Raw genomic sequence first — 16,643 nt, forward strand, 5'->3', positions numbered from 1 at the left:
ATCGGCGAGTGTTTTCTACGAGGGCCACATGCGGTTCAGCAACCTAAATATTGCCGGTAAGATCTCCGTCGGCGGCAAGATTATTCTCGTCGTCATCGCCGTCATCGAAGTGGCTCTGTTCTTCGCTTTCAGAGAACTCGATAAAATGACGGATGCGAGTGTGCAATCTTTTATGGTGCGCGCCGAACTTGAGAGAAGCTTCGCCGCCGCCGAGGATATGATCGCCAGTTCGCGCGGCTTCGTGATCACGCAGAATCCCCGCTTTGTCAGCTCTTACGAAAATGCCGTCAAGACCGGCGTGGACGCTTTGAATGCTGCCCGTGCAGCAGCAGCCGGCCAGGCCGATGTTCTTGCCGGCATAGATAAGATCGGCGCCGCCATCGCCGCTTACGAGCATGACGTGGGCGATCCGCAGATGCAGTTCTCGCGTGATCCGCAGACAATCGGCAAGGCCGTGGAACTTGCGAAGTCTGAACGGGCCGGCGAATTGCGCCGCAACTACCGCGAGGCCGGGGAGGCCGCACAGGTCAAGGTCGCGACATGGTCGCAAGCGATTCAGAAAGTCCAGGATTGGACGACCTACGGACTTTATCTGGCGCTTGTCGCGATCGCATGCGTGACGATTGGCTTCGCTCTTGCCATCGGCCGCTGGCTGAAGTCCTGGATCACTGCGCCTCTGGCCGACATGACAGAGGCGATGAACAAGCTTGCCGCGGGTGACAATAGCATCACCGTTCCGTCGCTCGGTTGGGGCGACGAGATGGGCCAGATGGCCAAGGCCGTGCAGACCTTCAAGAAAAATGCGATCGAGCAGAAGCGCCTGGCGAGCGAGGCAGCCGACGCCCGCCGGATGACCGAGGCCGAACGCCAAATTCACGAGGCTGAAAAGGCGAAGGAAGCCGAAGACAGGCAATTGGCCATCACCATGCTCGGCCAGGGCCTCGGATGTCTCGCCAATGGCGATCTGATGCATCGCATCGAAACGCCTTTTGCGGAGTCGACGGAAAAGCTGCGTTCGGAATTCAATGTTTCAGTCGAGCAACTGCAAAAGACGATGCTGACGATCATCTCGAATGCCGAAGCGATCCGCTCAGGTACCGGAGAGATCTCAATGGCGGCCGACGATCTTTCGCGCCGTACGGAACAGCAGGCCGCGAATCTCGAAGAGACGGCGGCCGCGCTCGATCAGATCACGGCGACGGTTCGCAAGACGGCCGACGGCGCAACACATGCCCGTGACGTCGTTTCGTCGGCCAAAGCCGATGCCGACAAGGGTGGCGAAGTCGTCCGCCTCGCGATCGGGGCGATGAGCGGAATCGAAAAATCATCGCAGCAGATCGGCCAGATCATCGGCGTCATCGACGAGATCGCTTTCCAGACCAATCTCCTCGCGCTGAACGCAGGCGTCGAGGCCGCCCGCGCTGGCGATGCCGGCCGCGGTTTTGCGGTGGTTGCATCGGAAGTTCGCGCTTTGGCGCAGCGCTCCGCCGAAGCCGCGAAGGAAATCAAGAGCCTGATTGCAGCTTCGACCGCGCAGGTCGATCAAGGCGTCGATCTCGTCGCCGAGACCGGCAAGGCGCTGGAACGCATCGTCGCGCAGGTTGCCGACATCAACAATGTCGTCTCCGAAATCGCCGCGAGCGCGCATGAACAGGCAACCGGCTTGAAAGAAGTCAATGCCGCTGTCAACCAGATGGATCAGGTCACGCAGCAAAATGCGGCCATGGTCGAACAGACCACGGCGGCCGCTTATTCGCTCAATCAGGAAACCGAAAAGCTCACGGCGCTGGTGAGCCGCTTCCAGGTCGGTCATTCGCAGCCGATGCGGAGTGCATCGCCAAAGCCTGGCCGCCAATCGGCGCCGGCGCTGAAGACGGTCGCAGGACGCGGCGGTTCGTCAGCCGTCCGTAAGCATGAAGCTGTGGCCGAAGACGGCTGGGAAGAGTTCTGAGCCGAGCATGACATCCGAACCCAACACCCCACACGCAACTTTAGAGCTTGCCGAGGTTCTTGACCTCAAAGCCGCGGCGCCGCTCGCAAGCTCGCTTCTGGCCCATCGCGGTAGCGATGTCGCTCTCGATGCATCGCGAGTCCGCCGCTTGGGCGGGCAATGCCTGCAGATTCTGCTCTCCGCCAAAAACACGTGGAACGCAGATGAAGTGTCGCTCGAGTTCATTAATCCATCCGAGGATTTTGCCGAAGCACTTCAGGGTTTCGGGTTCTCTTTAGATAAACTCATGGATCAGGAATTGTCTCGATGAGTAAGACCGTTTTAACCGTAGATGATTCGCGTACCATGCGTGACATGCTGATGCTGGCGCTGACCGAGGCTGGTTACCATGTGGTCCAAGCCGAGGATGGCGTTCACGGACTGGAGATTTTGAAAACTACGGAGCCGGATGTCATCGTCACGGATATCAACATGCCGCGGATGGACGGATATGGGTTCATCAAGGGCGTGCGCGGCGACGAGCAGCATCGCACGATTCCGATCCTGGTCCTGACGACCGAAAGCGACGCCGAAAAGAAAGATCGTGCGCGCCGTGCCGGAGCGACGGGCTGGATCGTGAAGCCCTTCGACCCCGTCAAACTCGTCGATGCCATTCGCCGCGTTGCTACGTGAGTTCGTGAGGAATCCATGGCTATGGACGCAATGGCGGTCATCAAGCAGACCTTCTTCCAGGAATGCGAAGAACAGCTCGCAGAATTGGAGACGGGTCTTCTCGCGATCGAAAACGGCGATCACGATCAGGAAATCGTGAACGCGGTTTTCCGCGCGGTTCATTCGATCAAGGGCGGCGCGGGCGCCTTCAGCCTCGATGATCTCGTGCATTTCGCGCATATTTTTGAAAATACGCTCGACCTGATGCGCAGCAACCGGCTGCAACCGACGCCGGACGTCGTGAAGACGATGTTGCGGGCGGCCGATGTGCTGGCCGATCTTGTGCGCGCGGCGCGCGACGACGGCGATTTCGACAATGCGCGAACCGCGGCTCTCGCTCAGGAACTTGCCGCGCTCGGCAATGGCGGCGTGGCTGGCTCTGCCCCGGCGGCGCAGGAGAAAGAAGAAGAGGGCGATCTCTCGCAATTCCGTCCGAGGCCGATCGCGTTCAACTTCGACGAAGAACCCGCCGCGCCGGCAGAGCCGGAGAAGAAGACGTTTTCGATCCGTTTCAAACCGAAGCCCGATCTCTATGCCAAGGCCAATGAATCGGCCTTGCTGTTGCGCGAAATCGAACGGCTCGGCGAGGCTACGATCACCTGCGACATGAGCGAGCTGCCGCTGTTGAGCGAACTCGACCCGGAAGGCGCCTATCTCGCGTGGACGGTCGAGCTGAAGACCGATGCGGATGAAGCCGCGATTCGCGAGGTTTTCGAATTCGTCGAATGGGATTGCGATCTCGAGATTGAGGGCGACGAAGCATCCGCCGCCGAGGAACTCGACGTTTTGGCCCTCATCCGCAAGGTGCGCGAAGCGGTCGAGCCAGAAACGCCAGTTGGCCCCGAAGCATCTGCTACCGAGGCGACTGCGAAGGCCCGGGAACCGGAAGACCGTGTTTCCGCCAAATCGGCCGATGCTTTGAAGGTCGATCAGGCCAAAGGCGATCATGCGTCGTCGGGTCCGCAGCAAACGACGATCCGCGTCGATCTCGACCGTGTGGACCGGCTGATCGATCTTGTCGGTGAACTCGTGATCAACCAGGCCATGCTGGCGCAACGCGTGACGGAGGCGGGCCTGGCGCGCGGCTCCGACGTCACGGTCGGTCTCGACGAATTGGAGCAATTGACGCGCGGCATTCAAGACAGCGTCATGGCCATTCGCGCGCAACCGGTGAAATCCGTTTTCCAACGCATGCCACGCCTAGTCCGAGAAGTCGCGGCTTTGACGGGCAAGTCGGTTCGTCTCTTTACCGAAGGCGAAAATACCGAAGTCGACAAGACCGTCATCGAACGTCTGGCCGATCCTCTGACGCATATGATCCGCAATGCGATCGATCATGGGCTCGAGAAGCCTGAAAAGCGCGTCGCGGCGGGCAAGCCGGAAGAAGGCCTCGTCCGCTTGTCGGCGGCGCATCGCTCCGGCCGGATCGTGATCGAGGTCGCGGATGATGGGGCGGGTATCGACCGTGCCCGGGTGCGCGCTTCGGCCGTGAACAAGGGTCTCATTGCGGCGGATGCGCAGCTCTCCGACGATGAGATCGACAATCTGATCTTCCTGCCGGGTTTCTCCACGGCCGAGAAAGTATCCGATATTTCCGGCCGCGGCGTCGGCATGGATGTCGTCAAGCGATCGATCCAGGCGCTGGGCGGCCGTATCTCCATCACCTCCAAACCGGGGCAGGGGTCGGTTTTCACCTTGAGCCTGCCGCTGACGCTCGCCGTGCTCGACGGCATGGTGGTGACGGTCGCGGGCCAAACGCTCGTCGTGCCGCTTACCGCGATCGTCGAGACATTGCAGCCGAAGGGCGCCGACGTGCATGGGTTTGGCGGCGGCGCGCGGGTGATCGCGATCCGCAACATGTTCACGCCCTTGATCGATGTCGGGCGCGAGCTTGGCTATCGCAACGAGGCGGCCGATCCTTTGACCGGGGTGGCGCTTCTCGTCGAGTCGGAAGGCAGCGTGCGCAGCGCTTTGCTCGTCGATGCGATCCAAGGCCAGCGCCAGGTCGTGATCAAAAGCCTCGAAGCCAATTACCGTCATGTCCATGGCATCGCCGCCGCGACCATTCTGGGCGACGGCCGCGTCGCTCTGATCCTTGATGTCGATGCCGTCGTCGCGAATTCGCGCGCCGAAATGACGGCCTATCTTGAACCCCACCTTGCCTTAGCAGGTTAATGCCATGAACGAGATCACCAGAAACGTCAGTGGACGCGAGCTCATCGCCTTTCGCATAGGCGCGCAGGAATTTTGCGTCGACATCATGTCGGTTCGCGAAATTCGCGGCTGGACTCCGGCGACCGCCTTGCCGCAATCGCCGGGTTTCGTGCGCGGCGTGATCAATTTGCGCGGCGCGGTCCTGCCGATCGTCGATCTTGCCGCGAGACTCGGATTCCCGCCGGCCGAACCCACGGCGCGCCATGTCATCATCGTGGCTCAGATCGGAACCCAGGTCGTCGGACTTTTGGTCGATGCGGTGTCCGACATCCTCACCGTGACCGACGATATCGTGCAACCCACGCCCGATGTCGCATCCGAAATGGCGAAGACTTTCGTCCGCGGCGTTCTCGCCGTCGAAGGGCGCATGATCAGCCTGATCGCGCTCGACAATCTTCTTCCGGCGCAGGAACGCGAAGCAGCATGAACGCGGCGAAGACATCAAGCAGGATGAGCGACGAACGGCAAGAGGCTGTCTCCGGCGAATTCCTGCTGACGCCTGCCGACTTCCGCCGGATCGCGGCGATGCTTCATGCCGATGCCGGAATCTATTTGCCGGAATCGAAGACGTCGATGGTCTATTCGCGTCTTGCGAAGCGGCTTCGCGCCTTGGGGCTGCAGAGTTTCCGCGATTATTGCGCGCTCGTCGCCGGCGCCGAGGGCATCGACGAGCGCCAGCAGATGCTGGCGGCGCTGACGACCAATGTCACGCGGTTCTTTCGCGAGCCGCATCATTTCGAACATTTGAAAAACACCGTGCTGCCACCGCTTCTCGACGCGGCCAAACGCGGCGGACGTGTGCGGATCTGGTCGGCCGCTTGTTCCAGCGGTCAGGAGCCCTATTCGATCGCGCTGACGATCCTGTCGCTGATGAACGATGTCTCGCGCCTCGATGTCAAAGTGCTGGCGACCGATATCGATCCAAACATGGTCGCGCATGGACGCAACGGCATCTATGAGGATGGCGTGATGGATGGCGTGCCGAGAGACGTTCGCGAGCGCTGGTTCGTCAAGGAGCGCCGGGATGGCGGCCTCGCCTGGTCGGTCTGCGATCAATTGCGTGAACTCGTCAGCTTTCGCGAGTTGAACCTGATCGGCCCCTGGCCGATGAAAGGCTCATTTCAAGCCATCTTCTGCCGCAACGTCGTGATCTATTTCGAGGACGACACGCAAAAGCAGATGTGGAGCCGTTTTCAATCCCTTCTGTCTCCCGGTGGCCGCCTTTACATCGGCCATTCCGAGCGTGTTTCGGGACCCGCAGCGCAGGTTTTCGAAAGCGAGGGGATCACGATTTACCGTTTACGTAAGGAGTTGCATTGATGACGCCAGTTCGTGTTTTGGTTGTTGATGATTCCGCCACGATGCGGAGCCTGATCATCGAATCCTTGCGGCAGGATCCCGGCGTCGAGGTCGTCGGTCAGGCGGGCGATCCGCTTGAGGCACGCGACACGATCAAGCTCCTCAATCCGGATGTGATTACGCTCGACGTCGAAATGCCGAAAATGAACGGCCTCGACTTTCTTGAAAAAATCATGCGCCTGCGCCCGACGCCGGTCATCATGGTGTCGAACCAGACAAGCCTCGGAACTTCCACGGCAATCAGAGCGTTGGAAATCGGCGCCGTGGATTGTGTGGCAAAGCCCTCGCCACAGGACCGGCACACATTCGATGAATTGGCCGCGAAGGTGAAAGCGGCGGCGCATGCTCATGTGCATCGTTATTCGCGCGGGATCGAGCCGATGAAGGATTTCAAGGCGACAGGCCCGGTTGCCAATGCTTTCAAATCGAACGGAAAGCTGATCGCCATCGGATCTTCCACCGGTGGTGTCGAGGCTCTGATCAAGATCATCTCGCAATTTCCCGCCGATTGCCCTCCGACCGTCATCACGCAACATATGCCGCGGCTTTTTACCAAGAGTCTCGCGGCGCGCATGGATCGGATTTGTGCGCCGCAGGTGAGCGAAGCCGCTGAAGGTGCGCCGCTTGTGCCAGGGCACGTCTATATCGCGCCGGCGGGCGACACCCACCTCGAGGTGGGGCGCAGCGGCAAAAGTCTGAAGTGCCACTTGCGTCTGGGCGATGCCGTGAACGGGCACAGGCCTTCGGTCGATGTTCTCTTTGCATCCGTCGCCAAATATGTGGGGCCAGATGCGATCGGCGTAATCCTCACCGGCATGGGCCGGGATGGCGCGGCGAGCCTACTCGCTATGAGGGAAGCGGGTGCGCGTACGCTCGGCCAGGACGAAGCGACATGCGTGGTCTATGGCATGCCGAAGGTCGCCTTTGAAATAGGCGCTGTCCAAAAGCAAGTTTCCCTCGACAAGATGGGTCGCGAGATTCTCGACGCGACAAAAATGAGCTTAGAAGGAGTCAGTTGATGCCCAACGCATCCGCGGTCAAAGTGCTCATTGTCGATGACCGGCTAACCAGCCGCATGCTGCTTCGCGATGGTTTGCAGGAAATCGGCATTACCCAAATCGACATGGCGCCCGATGGAGAGGCCGGATTGAAAGCCATGATGGCAAAGCCGGCGCATCTCGTCATCTCGGACTTCAATATGCCGAAGCTCGACGGCATCGAGTTCCTGCGCGCCATGCGTGCCCACGGGCCGACGAGCCAAGCCGGATTCATCATGCTCACGGGCAAGGATGACGCCTCGCTGATCAAACGCGCCTATCAATATGGCGCGAACAACTATCTGACGAAGCCCTTTACGGTTCCCGATCTCAAGATGCAGATCGAAGGCGTTGTGGGGCCTCTCACATGACGGCATTGCGGGCTGCTGATGAGAGTCGGGTCAATGGCGATCACCGTATCAACATTATTCAAGGCGAATATCATGTGACGGAAGATCCCAAGGTCGTGTTGACGACGTTGCTCGGATCTTGCGTGGCGGCCTGCATTCGCGACCCGCAAGCCGGCGTCGGCGGGATGAATCATTTTCTCTTGCCGGGGCAGGGCGGCGCGGCGGCGCGCGAGTCCGAATCCTATTGCGTCCACCTTATGGAGCTTCTTGTGAACGGGCTGTTGAAACGCGGCGCCCGTCGCGAGCGGTTGGAGGCGAAATTATTCGGCGGCGCGCGGACTATGGAGGGTCTCTCCGACATAGGTGCCAAGAACGCGGCATTTGCCGAGCATTTTCTTCAATATGAAGGCATAAATTATATTGGCGGCAGCCTGGGCGGAGAAGGCGGACGGCGTCTCCAATATTGGCCGGTACTGGGCCGCGCCCGCCAATCGATTTTTGCCAGCGAGAAATTGCCGCCGGTCGCGCCGAAGATCATTGCGCCGCCTGTGCCCGTAGACAGTGGCGGGATTGAGTTCTTTTGAGACGTGACGTTGCTGAGTAAAGCCTCACGTTTCATTGCCATCGGCAACAGATTATAAAGCATAGCATCTTCATTCATCCAACTCATCGATGAATTGCTATGCTCCTGCCGTAACGCTAAGGGCGTTTTCATCAATCTCTTTCAATCTGATCAAGGATCACCATCCCGTGATCGTTCTTCGAGTTTAGAGCAGCGATGCCTCTTATGCTGCTCGACCTTCATTGGAAGTCCGAACGTGAACATGAAAGTCGCGACCGTTGAGCAGCGTGAAGCCGCCGTTGAACCTATAGCTGAAATTCTTGGCCGTGTTGGTCAGGAACTCGACGACCTCGCCGGGCAATTGCAACGTGTGCAAGGACTGATCAGTCCGCTTGTGCTGCAAGCATCATCGCTCGAGCCGGGGTTTCTTCAGGAAATTCAGGCGGTCGATCATATAGAGCAGAAACTGACCTGCCTGTCGCGATTTCTGAGCGCGCTTGGACCGTTTATGCATGGGCATTGGGTGCTCGATATGAGCGAAGCGTCGGAAGTCGTCACGCTGTCGGAATTGGCACGCCGGTTGCGGACAGCCGAACATATAACCGATGAGACAGAGCAAGTGTCGGGCGATTTCGAGCTCTTCTAGCCCCGGCCTCTATGAGAAGCCGGCGATAGCCTGCGGCACATAGAGTTCCTTTCTCGTTTACGCCGAGCGCCACGGAAAGCGTTGCGGCCGCTATCCCGCTTGCACGGCTATGGCCCGGAAGCGGAGCAAAGCGAAAAACAGGAAGAGCCCGCCGACGAAGGCAACGAAGAGAAAGTCCGGCCACACCACCGAAAGTCCAGCGCCGCGAAAGAGGATGGCTTGCGCGAAGGACACGAAATGCGTCGATGGCGAAAACATCATGATCGAGCTTAAGATCGGCGGCATGGATTCGAGCGGCGTGTTGCTGCCCGACAGAATATTCATCGGCATTGCGACGAGAATATAGAGTAGGCCAAGCTGCGGCATGGATCGTGCGATCGTCGCCAGAAAAATGCCGATCGCCGTGGCAAAGAATAGATAGATCGCGGCGCCGCCTATGAACAAGGGTACCGAGCCGACGATAGGAATCTTGAGAGCTCCGCGCACGACTATTTCGAGCGACAGGAACACGGCGACCGTGATCACCAGGCCATTTGCCCAGATCTTGGACATGGCGATCTCGAACGGTGAGACCGGCATGACGAGCAGATGGTCCATTGTGCCATGTTCGCGCTCGCGGATGATGGCAGCGCCAGCCAGAATGATCGCGAGCATGGTCACATTATTAACGATGCCCATGACGCTCGTAAACCAGGCGGTCGTGACATTCGGGTTGAAGGCGACGCGCACGGACAGCGTGGCCGGCGCCTTAGCGATATTTTGCGAACGCGACTGAAACTTGCCCTCGTTACGCGAGACGAAATTATTGATCTCGGTCGTAAGGATCTGCTGGATGTAGCCGTAGCCGAGCCCGGCGGTCACCATGGCGGTCGCATCGACATTGACCTGCAATTCGGGGCTGCGGCCGGCCAAGACGTCTCTTTCGAAGTTCGGCGGGATCACGATGACGAACGTGTAGGCGGCCGTATTCATCAGGTGATCGACATCTCCGCCGCCGATAGGAACGGGCGTCTTGAAATAGGGCGGCAGGAAGACCGCGATCATCCGGCGTGACAATTCGGAATTGTCCTCGTCCACATAGGCGACGGAGCCATTGTTCAGTTCCTGCGCATTGCTATGGCCTTGCACATAGATGGCGAAGGAAAACGTGTAGATCACAAGCCCAAGCAGCACGAAGTCCCGGAAGAAGCTGCGCAGCTCCTTGGTTCCAAGCCAGAAAATATTGCTGAGCGTTTGCATGGCTATTTGTCCCGTATTCAGGTTTCTTGCTTACGCAGGAAAACGAGGCTGAGCACGGTCAGGATTGGAATGAAGGCGGCGACCTGGAGCAAAGTCATCGACAAATCTTGAAAGCCGAGCCCTTTGGTAAAAGTGCCGACGCTGATCTTCAAGAAATAGGTCATCGGGAAGCCGCGCCCCATGAGGGCGGGCACGCCGGTGAGAGAAGAGACCGGCGTCAGCATGCCGGAGAAGGTGGTGGCCGGCAGCAGCGTGAGGATCGCTGTCCCGAACAAAGCTGCGATCTGTGTCTGGCAGAACGTCGATATCAACATGCCTATGCCGGTCGTCGCCGTGACATAGAGCAGGGCGCCCAAAAGCAGCACCAAAAAACTCCCTTTGATCGGTACGCCGAACACAAAGAGTCCCATCAGGCACAAGAGCAGAAAATTGGCCATTGCGATCCCGATATAGGGGATCTGCTTGCCGAGCAGGAACTCGATGCGCGTGACGGGCGTCACGTAAAGATTGGTGATCGAGCCGAGCTCCTTCTCGCGCACGATGGCGAGCGCCATTAAAATGGCGGGGATCATGACGAGCAGCAGCGCGATCGAGCCGGGCACCTGGGCATAGATGCTTTCGAAGTTCTGATTGTAGAGAAACCGCGTTTCGATCCGCGCCTGCACGGCCGGATTGACGTTCGGCTGGTTGAACATGGCGACATCTTTATTGCGCAGCGCCTCGCGCTTATCGTCGGGCGTATCGGCGGCGGCCTGACCGTTGCGCACCGCATAATCCGCCAGAAACTGCTGGTGGGCGGCCAGCAGATAGCTGCGGATCGTCTCGGCCCGAAACGGCATGGCGCCATCGACCCAGGCGCCGACCTCGGTCTGAAATCCTTTTTTGAGGAAGCGGCCGAAGTCCGGAGGGATTTCAATGCCGGCCTTGATATCTCCCGATTGCAAGCGCCGTTCGAGATCGGCCTGATCCTTGATTGGCGCCTTTTCGATGAAATAGCTCGAACCGCGCAATTCTTCGAGATACGCACGGCTTTCGTGCGAATTGTCGCGATCGAGGACCGCGAAGGTCAGATTGTTCACATCGGTCGAGATGCCCGCGCCGAAGACAGCCATGAGAAACGCCGTTCCGAAAAACGCAAAGCCCAGACGGATCGGGTCGCGCAGCAGTTCAAGTCCTTCGCGGATCGTATAAGCGAAGAGCCGGCGCGGGCTGAACCATTTTCGTTCGGGCCGGGGGGCTTGCTCCTGCCGGGCCGGAGGCGCGGCGATCAAGGGCTGCGATTGCGGCTCGCGGGCGGGATTGGCTTCTTCGAGATAGTCGATGAAGGCATCTTCCAGATTAGCGCTGCCGCGCGCTTTGACGAGTTCGTCCGGCGTTCCCATGGCGAGAACGCGTCCCGCATCCATCAAGGCGATACGGTCGCACCGGGCCGCTTCGTTCATGAAATGCGTGGAGATGAAGACGGTCATCCCGTCATTGCGCGAGAGATCCGCCAAAAGCTCCCAGAACTGATCGCGCGCCAGAGGATCGACGCCCGATGTCGGCTCGTCGAGAATGAGAATCTCGGGCCGGTGCACGACGGCGACGGCGAGCGACAGGCGCTGGCGGATGCCGAGCGGCAGTTCGGCGGCGCGCTGGTCGAGATAGGGGGCAAGGCCGAAACGCGCGACAAGCGCTGCGATGCGCGGCTCCGCTTCCTTGCCGAGATGGAACAAATGCGCATGAAGATCGAGGTTCTGATTGACCGTCAGCTCCGTATAGAGCGAAAAGCTCTGCGACATATAGCCGACGCGAAACCGTGCACGCATGTCCGAGGCATCGATCGGCTTGCCGAACAAGAGCACCTCGCCGGAACTCGCGGGGAGAAGCCCCGTCAGCATTTTCATCGTCGTCGTCTTGCCGCAGCCGTTCGATCCGAGAAAACCGAAAATTTCGCCGCGTTCGATCGAGAAATTGACGTTATCGACGGCCGTGAAAGCGCCGAAGCTGCGTGTGAGGTTGCGGGCGAGGATGACCACTTCACCATCTTCGGGCGGCCTTGGCGCGATTGAAAAGATCTTGCGGCCGCGGCGGCGTTCTTCGGGCAGAAGCGCGATGAAACTTTCTTCGAGCGTGGGCGATCCGGTCTTCGCCTTGAGCTTGGAGGGCGATCCCGTTGCGAGGATGCGGCCAGCGTCCATCGCCACCAGCCAGTCGAATTGTTCGGCTTCCTCCATATAGGCCGTCGCGACGATGACGCTCATGCCTTGGCGTTCGGCCCGCATGTGGGAGATGAGGCTCCAGAATTGCCGCCGCGACAATGGATCGACGCCCGTCGTCGGTTCGTCGAGGATCAGAAGATCGGGATCGTGAATCAGTGCGCAACAGAGGCCGAGCTTTTGGCGCATGCCGCCGGATAGCTTGCTCGCCGGCCGGTCGGGAAAAGGATCGAGGCCGGTCGCTTTCAAAAGCGTAGCGATGCGCCGGTCGCGCTCTTCGCGGTCTTGGCCGAAAAGCCTGCCGAAGAATTCGATATTCTCGCGCACGCTGAGGTCCGGATAGAGGTTCTTTCCGAGACCTTGCGGCATATAGGCGATGCGCGGGCAGACATCGGCGCGATGACCGGTATCGCCGAGATCGCCGCCAAGCACATGAACCTCGCCGGTTTGAACGCGCCTGGCGCCCGCGAGCAGGCTCAACAGCGACGATTTGCCGACGCCGTCGGGGCCAATGAGCCCCACCATGCAACCCGCCGGAAACGAGATCGTCACATTGTCGAGGGCTGCCGTGTTGCCGTAGACCAGCGAAACCCCGCGAAGCGCGCCGAAGGCTTCATGGGATTCGCTCATCGGGCGGGCGATCCTTGGGCCGGCGATCCTTGGACGGGTGATGCCTGAGCTGGCGGTGCTGGGGCCAGCGATGCCTGGTCGGGCGAGCCTTGCAGATTCTGAGGCCATTCGACCTTGGGATCGGTCCGCACATAGGCTCTGCCGGGCAATCCGGTCCGCACATCGGCGGCATGCGCTTGCAAAATGCCCGGGTCGACGCGCACCTTGACGCGGAACATGAGCTTGTCGCGCTCGTCTTCCGTCTCGACCGCTTTCGGCGTGAATTGCGCCTGCGTGGCAACGAAGGAGACATGCGCCGGGATCACGTATTTCGGCCAGGCATCGAGTATGATTTTGGCATCCGATCCGACCTTTGCGCGGCCGGCCGCCGCAGTCGGCAAATAGATGTCCATATAGACATCCGAGATATCGAGCATGGTAAAGACCTTGCCGCCAGCCGGCAGGACTTCGCCGACATTGGCGATGCGATATTGGATGCGGCCGACCGTCGGCGCGACCAGCGTGTTATCGGCGATGTTGACCTTATAGAGTTCGACATTATGCGTCGCCGCGTCCAAGGCGTGCTCGGCTTGGCCGACACGTTCCTTGGCGGCTGTCAGCGCCGCATTGGCGCCGTCGAGCGCCTGACGGCGCTGGTCGAGCAATTCATGGGTCGCATATCCGCGTTGGACGAGGTTGCTGGTACGGTCGATTTCCTGCTGCGCGAGCGTGACCTGGGTGATCTGCAGCACGACATTGGCGCGCGCCTCATCAAGCGTCCGCTGGGCTTGCTGAACCTGTGCCTCGGTCGCTTTGAGGGAAGCCTCAAGATCCCGCGTATCCATGCGCGCGACCACTTGGCCCGCCGTCACCATGTCGCCCTCATCCGCGAGCCGTTCGATCACGCGCCCCGCGAATTTGGTATCGATATCGATTTCCTGCGCTTCGATCCGCCCATTGCCGGAAACGATTCCGACCGGCAGACCGAGGTGCTGCAAGTGCCACCAATAAGCCCCGCCGCCACCTGCCGCGCCAAATACGACTAAGAGCAAAGCCGCAAGCTTCCAGCGTGATTTTTTTCGCGGCAGTTCTTTGACCGGAACGGGCAAGGTCTGCGGTACGGCAACGAGCGCATTTTCAGGTGGTAGGATCTCGCCCTCTTTGGGCGCGGTTTCATCCGAAGGGGCGAGGGGCCCCTTCGCTTCGGTGGTCTTGGTCACGGTTTGATCCCCAGTGGCGATGGGAAAATTGAGGCTGCGACGTCAAGCAATCCCTAGCCTCGCATTAACCTATAGCTCCTTATGCACATGGATTGCTTGATGTTGATCAATCGATGAATTTAGGTTTGCCGCAGAGCCATTGGCGATCCTCCCTTGACGAGAATCAATTCAAAATCGCGTAGCTTGGTTAGATTGAGCCACTTTTTGGCATTGGGAGCCTGGACATGTTGCAACATATTACCTTGACCTTGGCGCGCGAGCCGGATTTTCCCGAAGGGAGCACCGAATGCGGATATGATATCGTTGCACCGCTCGATAGCGCTGGCCACCTTGATCCCGAGGCTTGGCACAAGGCAAAGGCGCAATGCCGCGTCCGCCGGTTCTGGGTTGGCGAAGACGATCGGTCAGGACTGCTCGTGCATCAGGCGGGCGGGGTTCATGGCGCGACCTGGAAGATCGATTACGATCCCAAGGCCAGCAACGAGGACGAGTCCGGCTATCGCTTGGATACACATCATTTCGTTGCAAACGAATATGTGTCCATTCGCGATGCCGATGGCCATCCGCACACCTTCAAGATCAAAGAGATCCATCCGGCGTAAAGCAGCGCGATCTTTCTATCGAAGGCGGAGATTAGGTCCGGCTCGATGTATCGAGCCGGACTTTTATCGTTGCGATCAGCTCGCGATCGTTTTCGTCGTCCAGGCGATCAGCTCGCTGGCGACTTGCCCGAAAGCCTGGTTGAAAGCGGCGACGAGCGACGGCGTTTCCATGTCCTTCGTGGGAACCGTGGCGTGGAAAATCTTCCCGCCGACGACATGGCCGTCCTCGGCCACGATCTTGACCGAGAATTCAATATCCGCCGCGGGATCCGGGTTGGAGACGACAGCGAAGCTCCGCAGATCGACCAGCAATCGATAATTGGCCGTGACCTGATCGACCGGCGGCAGAACCGAGGCCAGGAATCCGGCATTCTCGAAGCTCTGGATGATCTTTTCCTGGAGGAGCTTCGGCAATGAATCGCTCCATTGCGCATCGCCCAGTTGCGTGATCTGCCCGTCGTTGGACCGGGCCAGGATGCGCTGCGTTTGGAGAACGACGGTGGCTGTTGGGTCGGAAATCGTGAAGGACGCATGCCCGGCAGGGCTCGGCGCCGCCGCTGCCTTTGCCAAGGTCAGATCATAGATCTGCTTTGGCTTTTCATCCGATCCCCCGCCTATGAAATGTTCCAGGCCCGCGAATATTTTATCGATATGGCCGGAATTATCGCCCAAAATCTTGTTGAGGCTTTGAAGCGCCGAGCGCGCGGCCTGCATGACATCCTGTCCCGCGGCGGCGTCGGCTATGAGAACGGGTGGATTTGCTTCCGAACCTTGCAGCACGGGAGCGTCCTTGGCTCCGCCACGAAGTGAGATCTCAGGCGTCCCAGTCAGCCCAGGGACGACGATATCGACCTTCGTATCCGCCTTGACGGGTGCGCCGGACGCGATGGCGATCGTCGCCACAACTTTCGATGGATCGTTGGAATCGAGCCCGAGATTCGTCACTTCACCGACGCGAATGCCGTTGAACTGGACAGGAGCGCCTGTCTGCAGACCGGAAATCGGACCTTCGAAGTGGACTTGATAGACAGTTCGTTTGGCCAGGCCGCCATTGTGATGCAGCCAATAGACAAAGCCAAATCCGGCGAGAATGACGGCCAGGGTAAATAATCCGACCCAAAGATAACGTGCCGTAGTTTCCATGAATTAGGCCTTCAAACGGAGGATGGTTCGCCAAGCACTTCGCCGCGCGCGCGCGTGCCTTGAAAATAAGCTTTGACCCAGGGATGCTCCGACGCGAGCATGGTTTTCATCGGACCTTCGGCGACGACCTTGCCGTCGGCTATCGCAGCGATACGGTCGCAGATGGCATGAAGACTGTCGAGATCATGGGTCACCATGAAGACAGTGAGACCAAGCGTCCGTTGGAGCGTCTTGATCAAGGCGTCGAACTCACCGGCCGCGATCGGATCGAGACCCGACGTCGGTTCGTCGAGAAAGACGATTTTCGGGTCGAGGGCGAGGGCACGCGCGAGCGCCACGCGCTTCGTCATGCCGCCTGAGAGTTCGGACGGATATTTCTCGGCATCCTGGGCGGATAAGCCGACCATGCCGAGCTTGGTCATCGCCACATCGGTCCGCAGGCCGTCGGACAGGTTCAAATATTCCCGCATGGGAAATTCGACATTCTGCCGGACCGTCAGCGACGAGAAGAGCGCGCCTTGCTGAAAGAGAATGCCCCAATGCCGCTCTATGGCGTTGATCGCCTCCACTGAGGCTTTATCGCGGTCCGTATTCAGGATCGTGATTTGACCTTCGCGTTTCGGGACGAGCCCGATGATTGTGCGCATCAGAACCGACTTGCCGCTCCCGGAGGCTCCGACAATGCCGAGAATCTCGCCGCGTCTCACATCGAGCGTAAGATGGTCGAGCACGTTACGATCGCCAAAGCCGACGACGAGGTCGCGCACGCTGATGATGACTTGCTGATCCGAAGGCTCCATTG

16 protein-coding genes are annotated in these 16,643 nt (G+C 59.4%); 11 read left to right on the forward strand and 5 right to left on the reverse strand.

The window, feature by feature from the left end:
• Positions 1–28 precede the first annotated feature (28 nt).
• From A3OQ_RS0110665 to A3OQ_RS0110710, 10 genes are all read left to right on the forward strand, one after another.
• Positions 29–1,951: a methyl-accepting chemotaxis protein gene (locus tag A3OQ_RS0110665; protein ID WP_020175377.1), complete on the forward strand. Its 1,923-nt coding sequence runs from the start codon at positions 29–31 to the stop codon at positions 1,949–1,951.
• A gap of 7 nt (positions 1,952–1,958) precedes the next feature.
• The gene (locus A3OQ_RS0110670; RefSeq protein ID WP_020175378.1) at positions 1,959–2,261 is read left to right on the forward strand and encodes an STAS domain-containing protein; all 303 of its coding nucleotides are present in this window, start codon (positions 1,959–1,961) and stop codon (positions 2,259–2,261) included.
• Positions 2,258–2,623: a response regulator gene (locus tag A3OQ_RS0110675; protein WP_026595710.1), complete on the forward strand. Its 366-nt coding sequence runs from the start codon at positions 2,258–2,260 to the stop codon at positions 2,621–2,623. The genes A3OQ_RS0110670 and A3OQ_RS0110675 overlap by 4 nt, the downstream gene beginning before the upstream one ends.
• A 21-nt stretch (positions 2,624–2,644) precedes the next feature.
• Positions 2,645–4,837 carry a chemotaxis protein CheA gene (locus A3OQ_RS0110680; protein ID WP_020175380.1) on the forward strand — a complete coding sequence of 731 codons (2,193 nt, stop codon included), beginning with the start codon at positions 2,645–2,647 and terminating at the stop codon, positions 4,835–4,837.
• Between the two features lie 4 nt (positions 4,838–4,841).
• Entirely contained in the window at positions 4,842–5,303 is a 462-nt protein-coding gene (locus A3OQ_RS0110685; protein WP_020175381.1) for a chemotaxis protein CheW, read from the forward strand.
• Positions 5,300–6,196, forward strand: a complete 897-nt coding sequence (locus A3OQ_RS0110690; protein ID WP_020175382.1) for a CheR family methyltransferase — start codon at positions 5,300–5,302, stop codon at positions 6,194–6,196. Before A3OQ_RS0110685 ends, A3OQ_RS0110690 begins: the two co-directional genes overlap by 4 nt.
• A complete protein-coding gene (locus A3OQ_RS0110695; RefSeq protein ID WP_026595712.1) occupies positions 6,196–7,254 on the forward strand; it encodes a protein-glutamate methylesterase/protein-glutamine glutaminase in 1,059 nt (352 codons plus the stop codon). Before A3OQ_RS0110690 ends, A3OQ_RS0110695 begins: the two co-directional genes overlap by 1 nt.
• Positions 7,254–7,643, forward strand: coding sequence for a response regulator (locus tag A3OQ_RS0110700; RefSeq protein ID WP_020175384.1), 390 nt, complete (start codon positions 7,254–7,256; stop codon positions 7,641–7,643). Before A3OQ_RS0110695 ends, A3OQ_RS0110700 begins: the two co-directional genes overlap by 1 nt.
• Positions 7,640–8,206: a hypothetical protein gene (locus A3OQ_RS0110705; RefSeq protein WP_020175385.1), complete on the forward strand. Its 567-nt coding sequence runs from the start codon at positions 7,640–7,642 to the stop codon at positions 8,204–8,206. Before A3OQ_RS0110700 ends, A3OQ_RS0110705 begins: the two co-directional genes overlap by 4 nt.
• A 234-nt stretch (positions 8,207–8,440) precedes the next feature.
• On the forward strand, positions 8,441–8,830 hold the full coding sequence (locus tag A3OQ_RS0110710; RefSeq protein ID WP_152428400.1) for a hypothetical protein: 390 nt from the start codon (positions 8,441–8,443) through the stop codon (positions 8,828–8,830).
• A gap of 90 nt (positions 8,831–8,920) precedes the next feature.
• Here the strand turns inward: A3OQ_RS0110710 and A3OQ_RS0110715 are convergent, their stop codons facing one another.
• The 3 genes from A3OQ_RS0110715 to A3OQ_RS0110725 are packed head-to-tail and all read right to left on the reverse strand — an operon-like array spanning position 8,921 to position 14,096.
• Positions 8,921–10,069 (reverse strand): ABC transporter permease, encoded by a 1,149-nt coding sequence (locus A3OQ_RS0110715; RefSeq protein WP_020175387.1) that lies wholly within the window; start codon positions 10,067–10,069, stop codon positions 8,921–8,923.
• A 17-nt stretch (positions 10,070–10,086) separates the two neighbouring features.
• Positions 10,087–12,897 (reverse strand): ribosome-associated ATPase/putative transporter RbbA, encoded by a 2,811-nt coding sequence (rbbA, locus tag A3OQ_RS0110720; protein WP_020175388.1) that lies wholly within the window; start codon positions 12,895–12,897, stop codon positions 10,087–10,089.
• Positions 12,894–14,096: an HlyD family secretion protein gene (locus tag A3OQ_RS0110725; protein ID WP_020175389.1), complete on the reverse strand. Its 1,203-nt coding sequence runs from the start codon at positions 14,094–14,096 to the stop codon at positions 12,894–12,896. Before A3OQ_RS0110725 ends, rbbA begins: the two co-directional genes overlap by 4 nt.
• Positions 14,097–14,320: 224 nt before the next feature.
• Between A3OQ_RS0110725 and A3OQ_RS0110730 the strand changes: the two genes are divergently transcribed.
• Entirely contained in the window at positions 14,321–14,698 is a 378-nt protein-coding gene (locus tag A3OQ_RS0110730) for a hypothetical protein (RefSeq protein WP_026595713.1), read from the forward strand.
• Positions 14,699–14,773: 75 nt separating this feature from the next.
• On the opposite strand, the gene A3OQ_RS0110735 is transcribed toward A3OQ_RS0110730, so the two are convergent.
• Both A3OQ_RS0110735 and A3OQ_RS0110740 read right to left on the reverse strand, forming a co-directional pair.
• Positions 14,774–15,841 (reverse strand): ABC-type transport auxiliary lipoprotein family protein, encoded by a 1,068-nt coding sequence (locus A3OQ_RS0110735; protein WP_020175392.1) that lies wholly within the window; start codon positions 15,839–15,841, stop codon positions 14,774–14,776.
• An 11-nt stretch (positions 15,842–15,852) separates the two neighbouring features.
• On the reverse strand, positions 15,853–16,641 hold the full coding sequence (locus tag A3OQ_RS0110740; protein ID WP_020175393.1) for an ABC transporter ATP-binding protein: 789 nt from the start codon (positions 16,639–16,641) through the stop codon (positions 15,853–15,855).
• Between the last annotated feature and the right edge of the window lie 2 nt (positions 16,642–16,643).

Source organism: Methyloferula stellata AR4 (genome assembly GCF_000385335.1).
Lineage (GTDB): Bacteria > Pseudomonadota > Alphaproteobacteria > Rhizobiales > Beijerinckiaceae > Methyloferula > Methyloferula stellata.

Excerpts from the sequence above, each read along its gene's own strand:
- A3OQ_RS0110685 (WP_020175381.1), top strand. The coding sequence starts at position 4,842 with ATGAACGAGATCACCAGAAACGTCAGTGGACGCGAGCTCATCGCCTTT.
- A3OQ_RS0110675 (WP_026595710.1), top strand. The coding sequence starts at position 2,258 with ATGAGTAAGACCGTTTTAACCGTAGATGATTCGCGTACCATGCGTGAC.
- A3OQ_RS0110715 (WP_020175387.1), bottom strand. The coding sequence starts at position 10,069 with ATGCAAACGCTCAGCAATATTTTCTGGCTTGGAACCAAGGAGCTGCGC.
- A3OQ_RS0110680 (WP_020175380.1), top strand. The coding sequence starts at position 2,645 with ATGGACGCAATGGCGGTCATCAAGCAGACCTTCTTCCAGGAATGCGAA.
- A3OQ_RS0110735 (WP_020175392.1), bottom strand. The coding sequence starts at position 15,841 with ATGGAAACTACGGCACGTTATCTTTGGGTCGGATTATTTACCCTGGCC.
- A3OQ_RS0110695 (WP_026595712.1), top strand. The coding sequence starts at position 6,196 with ATGACGCCAGTTCGTGTTTTGGTTGTTGATGATTCCGCCACGATGCGG.
- rbbA (WP_020175388.1), bottom strand. The coding sequence starts at position 12,897 with ATGAGCGAATCCCATGAAGCCTTCGGCGCGCTTCGCGGGGTTTCGCTG.
- A3OQ_RS0110665 (WP_020175377.1), top strand. The coding sequence starts at position 29 with ATGCGGTTCAGCAACCTAAATATTGCCGGTAAGATCTCCGTCGGCGGC.
- A3OQ_RS0110740 (WP_020175393.1), bottom strand. The coding sequence starts at position 16,641 with ATGGAGCCTTCGGATCAGCAAGTCATCATCAGCGTGCGCGACCTCGTC.
- A3OQ_RS0110705 (WP_020175385.1), top strand. The coding sequence starts at position 7,640 with ATGACGGCATTGCGGGCTGCTGATGAGAGTCGGGTCAATGGCGATCAC.
- A3OQ_RS0110700 (WP_020175384.1), top strand. The coding sequence starts at position 7,254 with ATGCCCAACGCATCCGCGGTCAAAGTGCTCATTGTCGATGACCGGCTA.
- A3OQ_RS0110670 (WP_020175378.1), top strand. The coding sequence starts at position 1,959 with ATGACATCCGAACCCAACACCCCACACGCAACTTTAGAGCTTGCCGAG.
- A3OQ_RS0110730 (WP_026595713.1), top strand. The coding sequence starts at position 14,321 with ATGTTGCAACATATTACCTTGACCTTGGCGCGCGAGCCGGATTTTCCC.
- A3OQ_RS0110690 (WP_020175382.1), top strand. The coding sequence starts at position 5,300 with ATGAACGCGGCGAAGACATCAAGCAGGATGAGCGACGAACGGCAAGAG.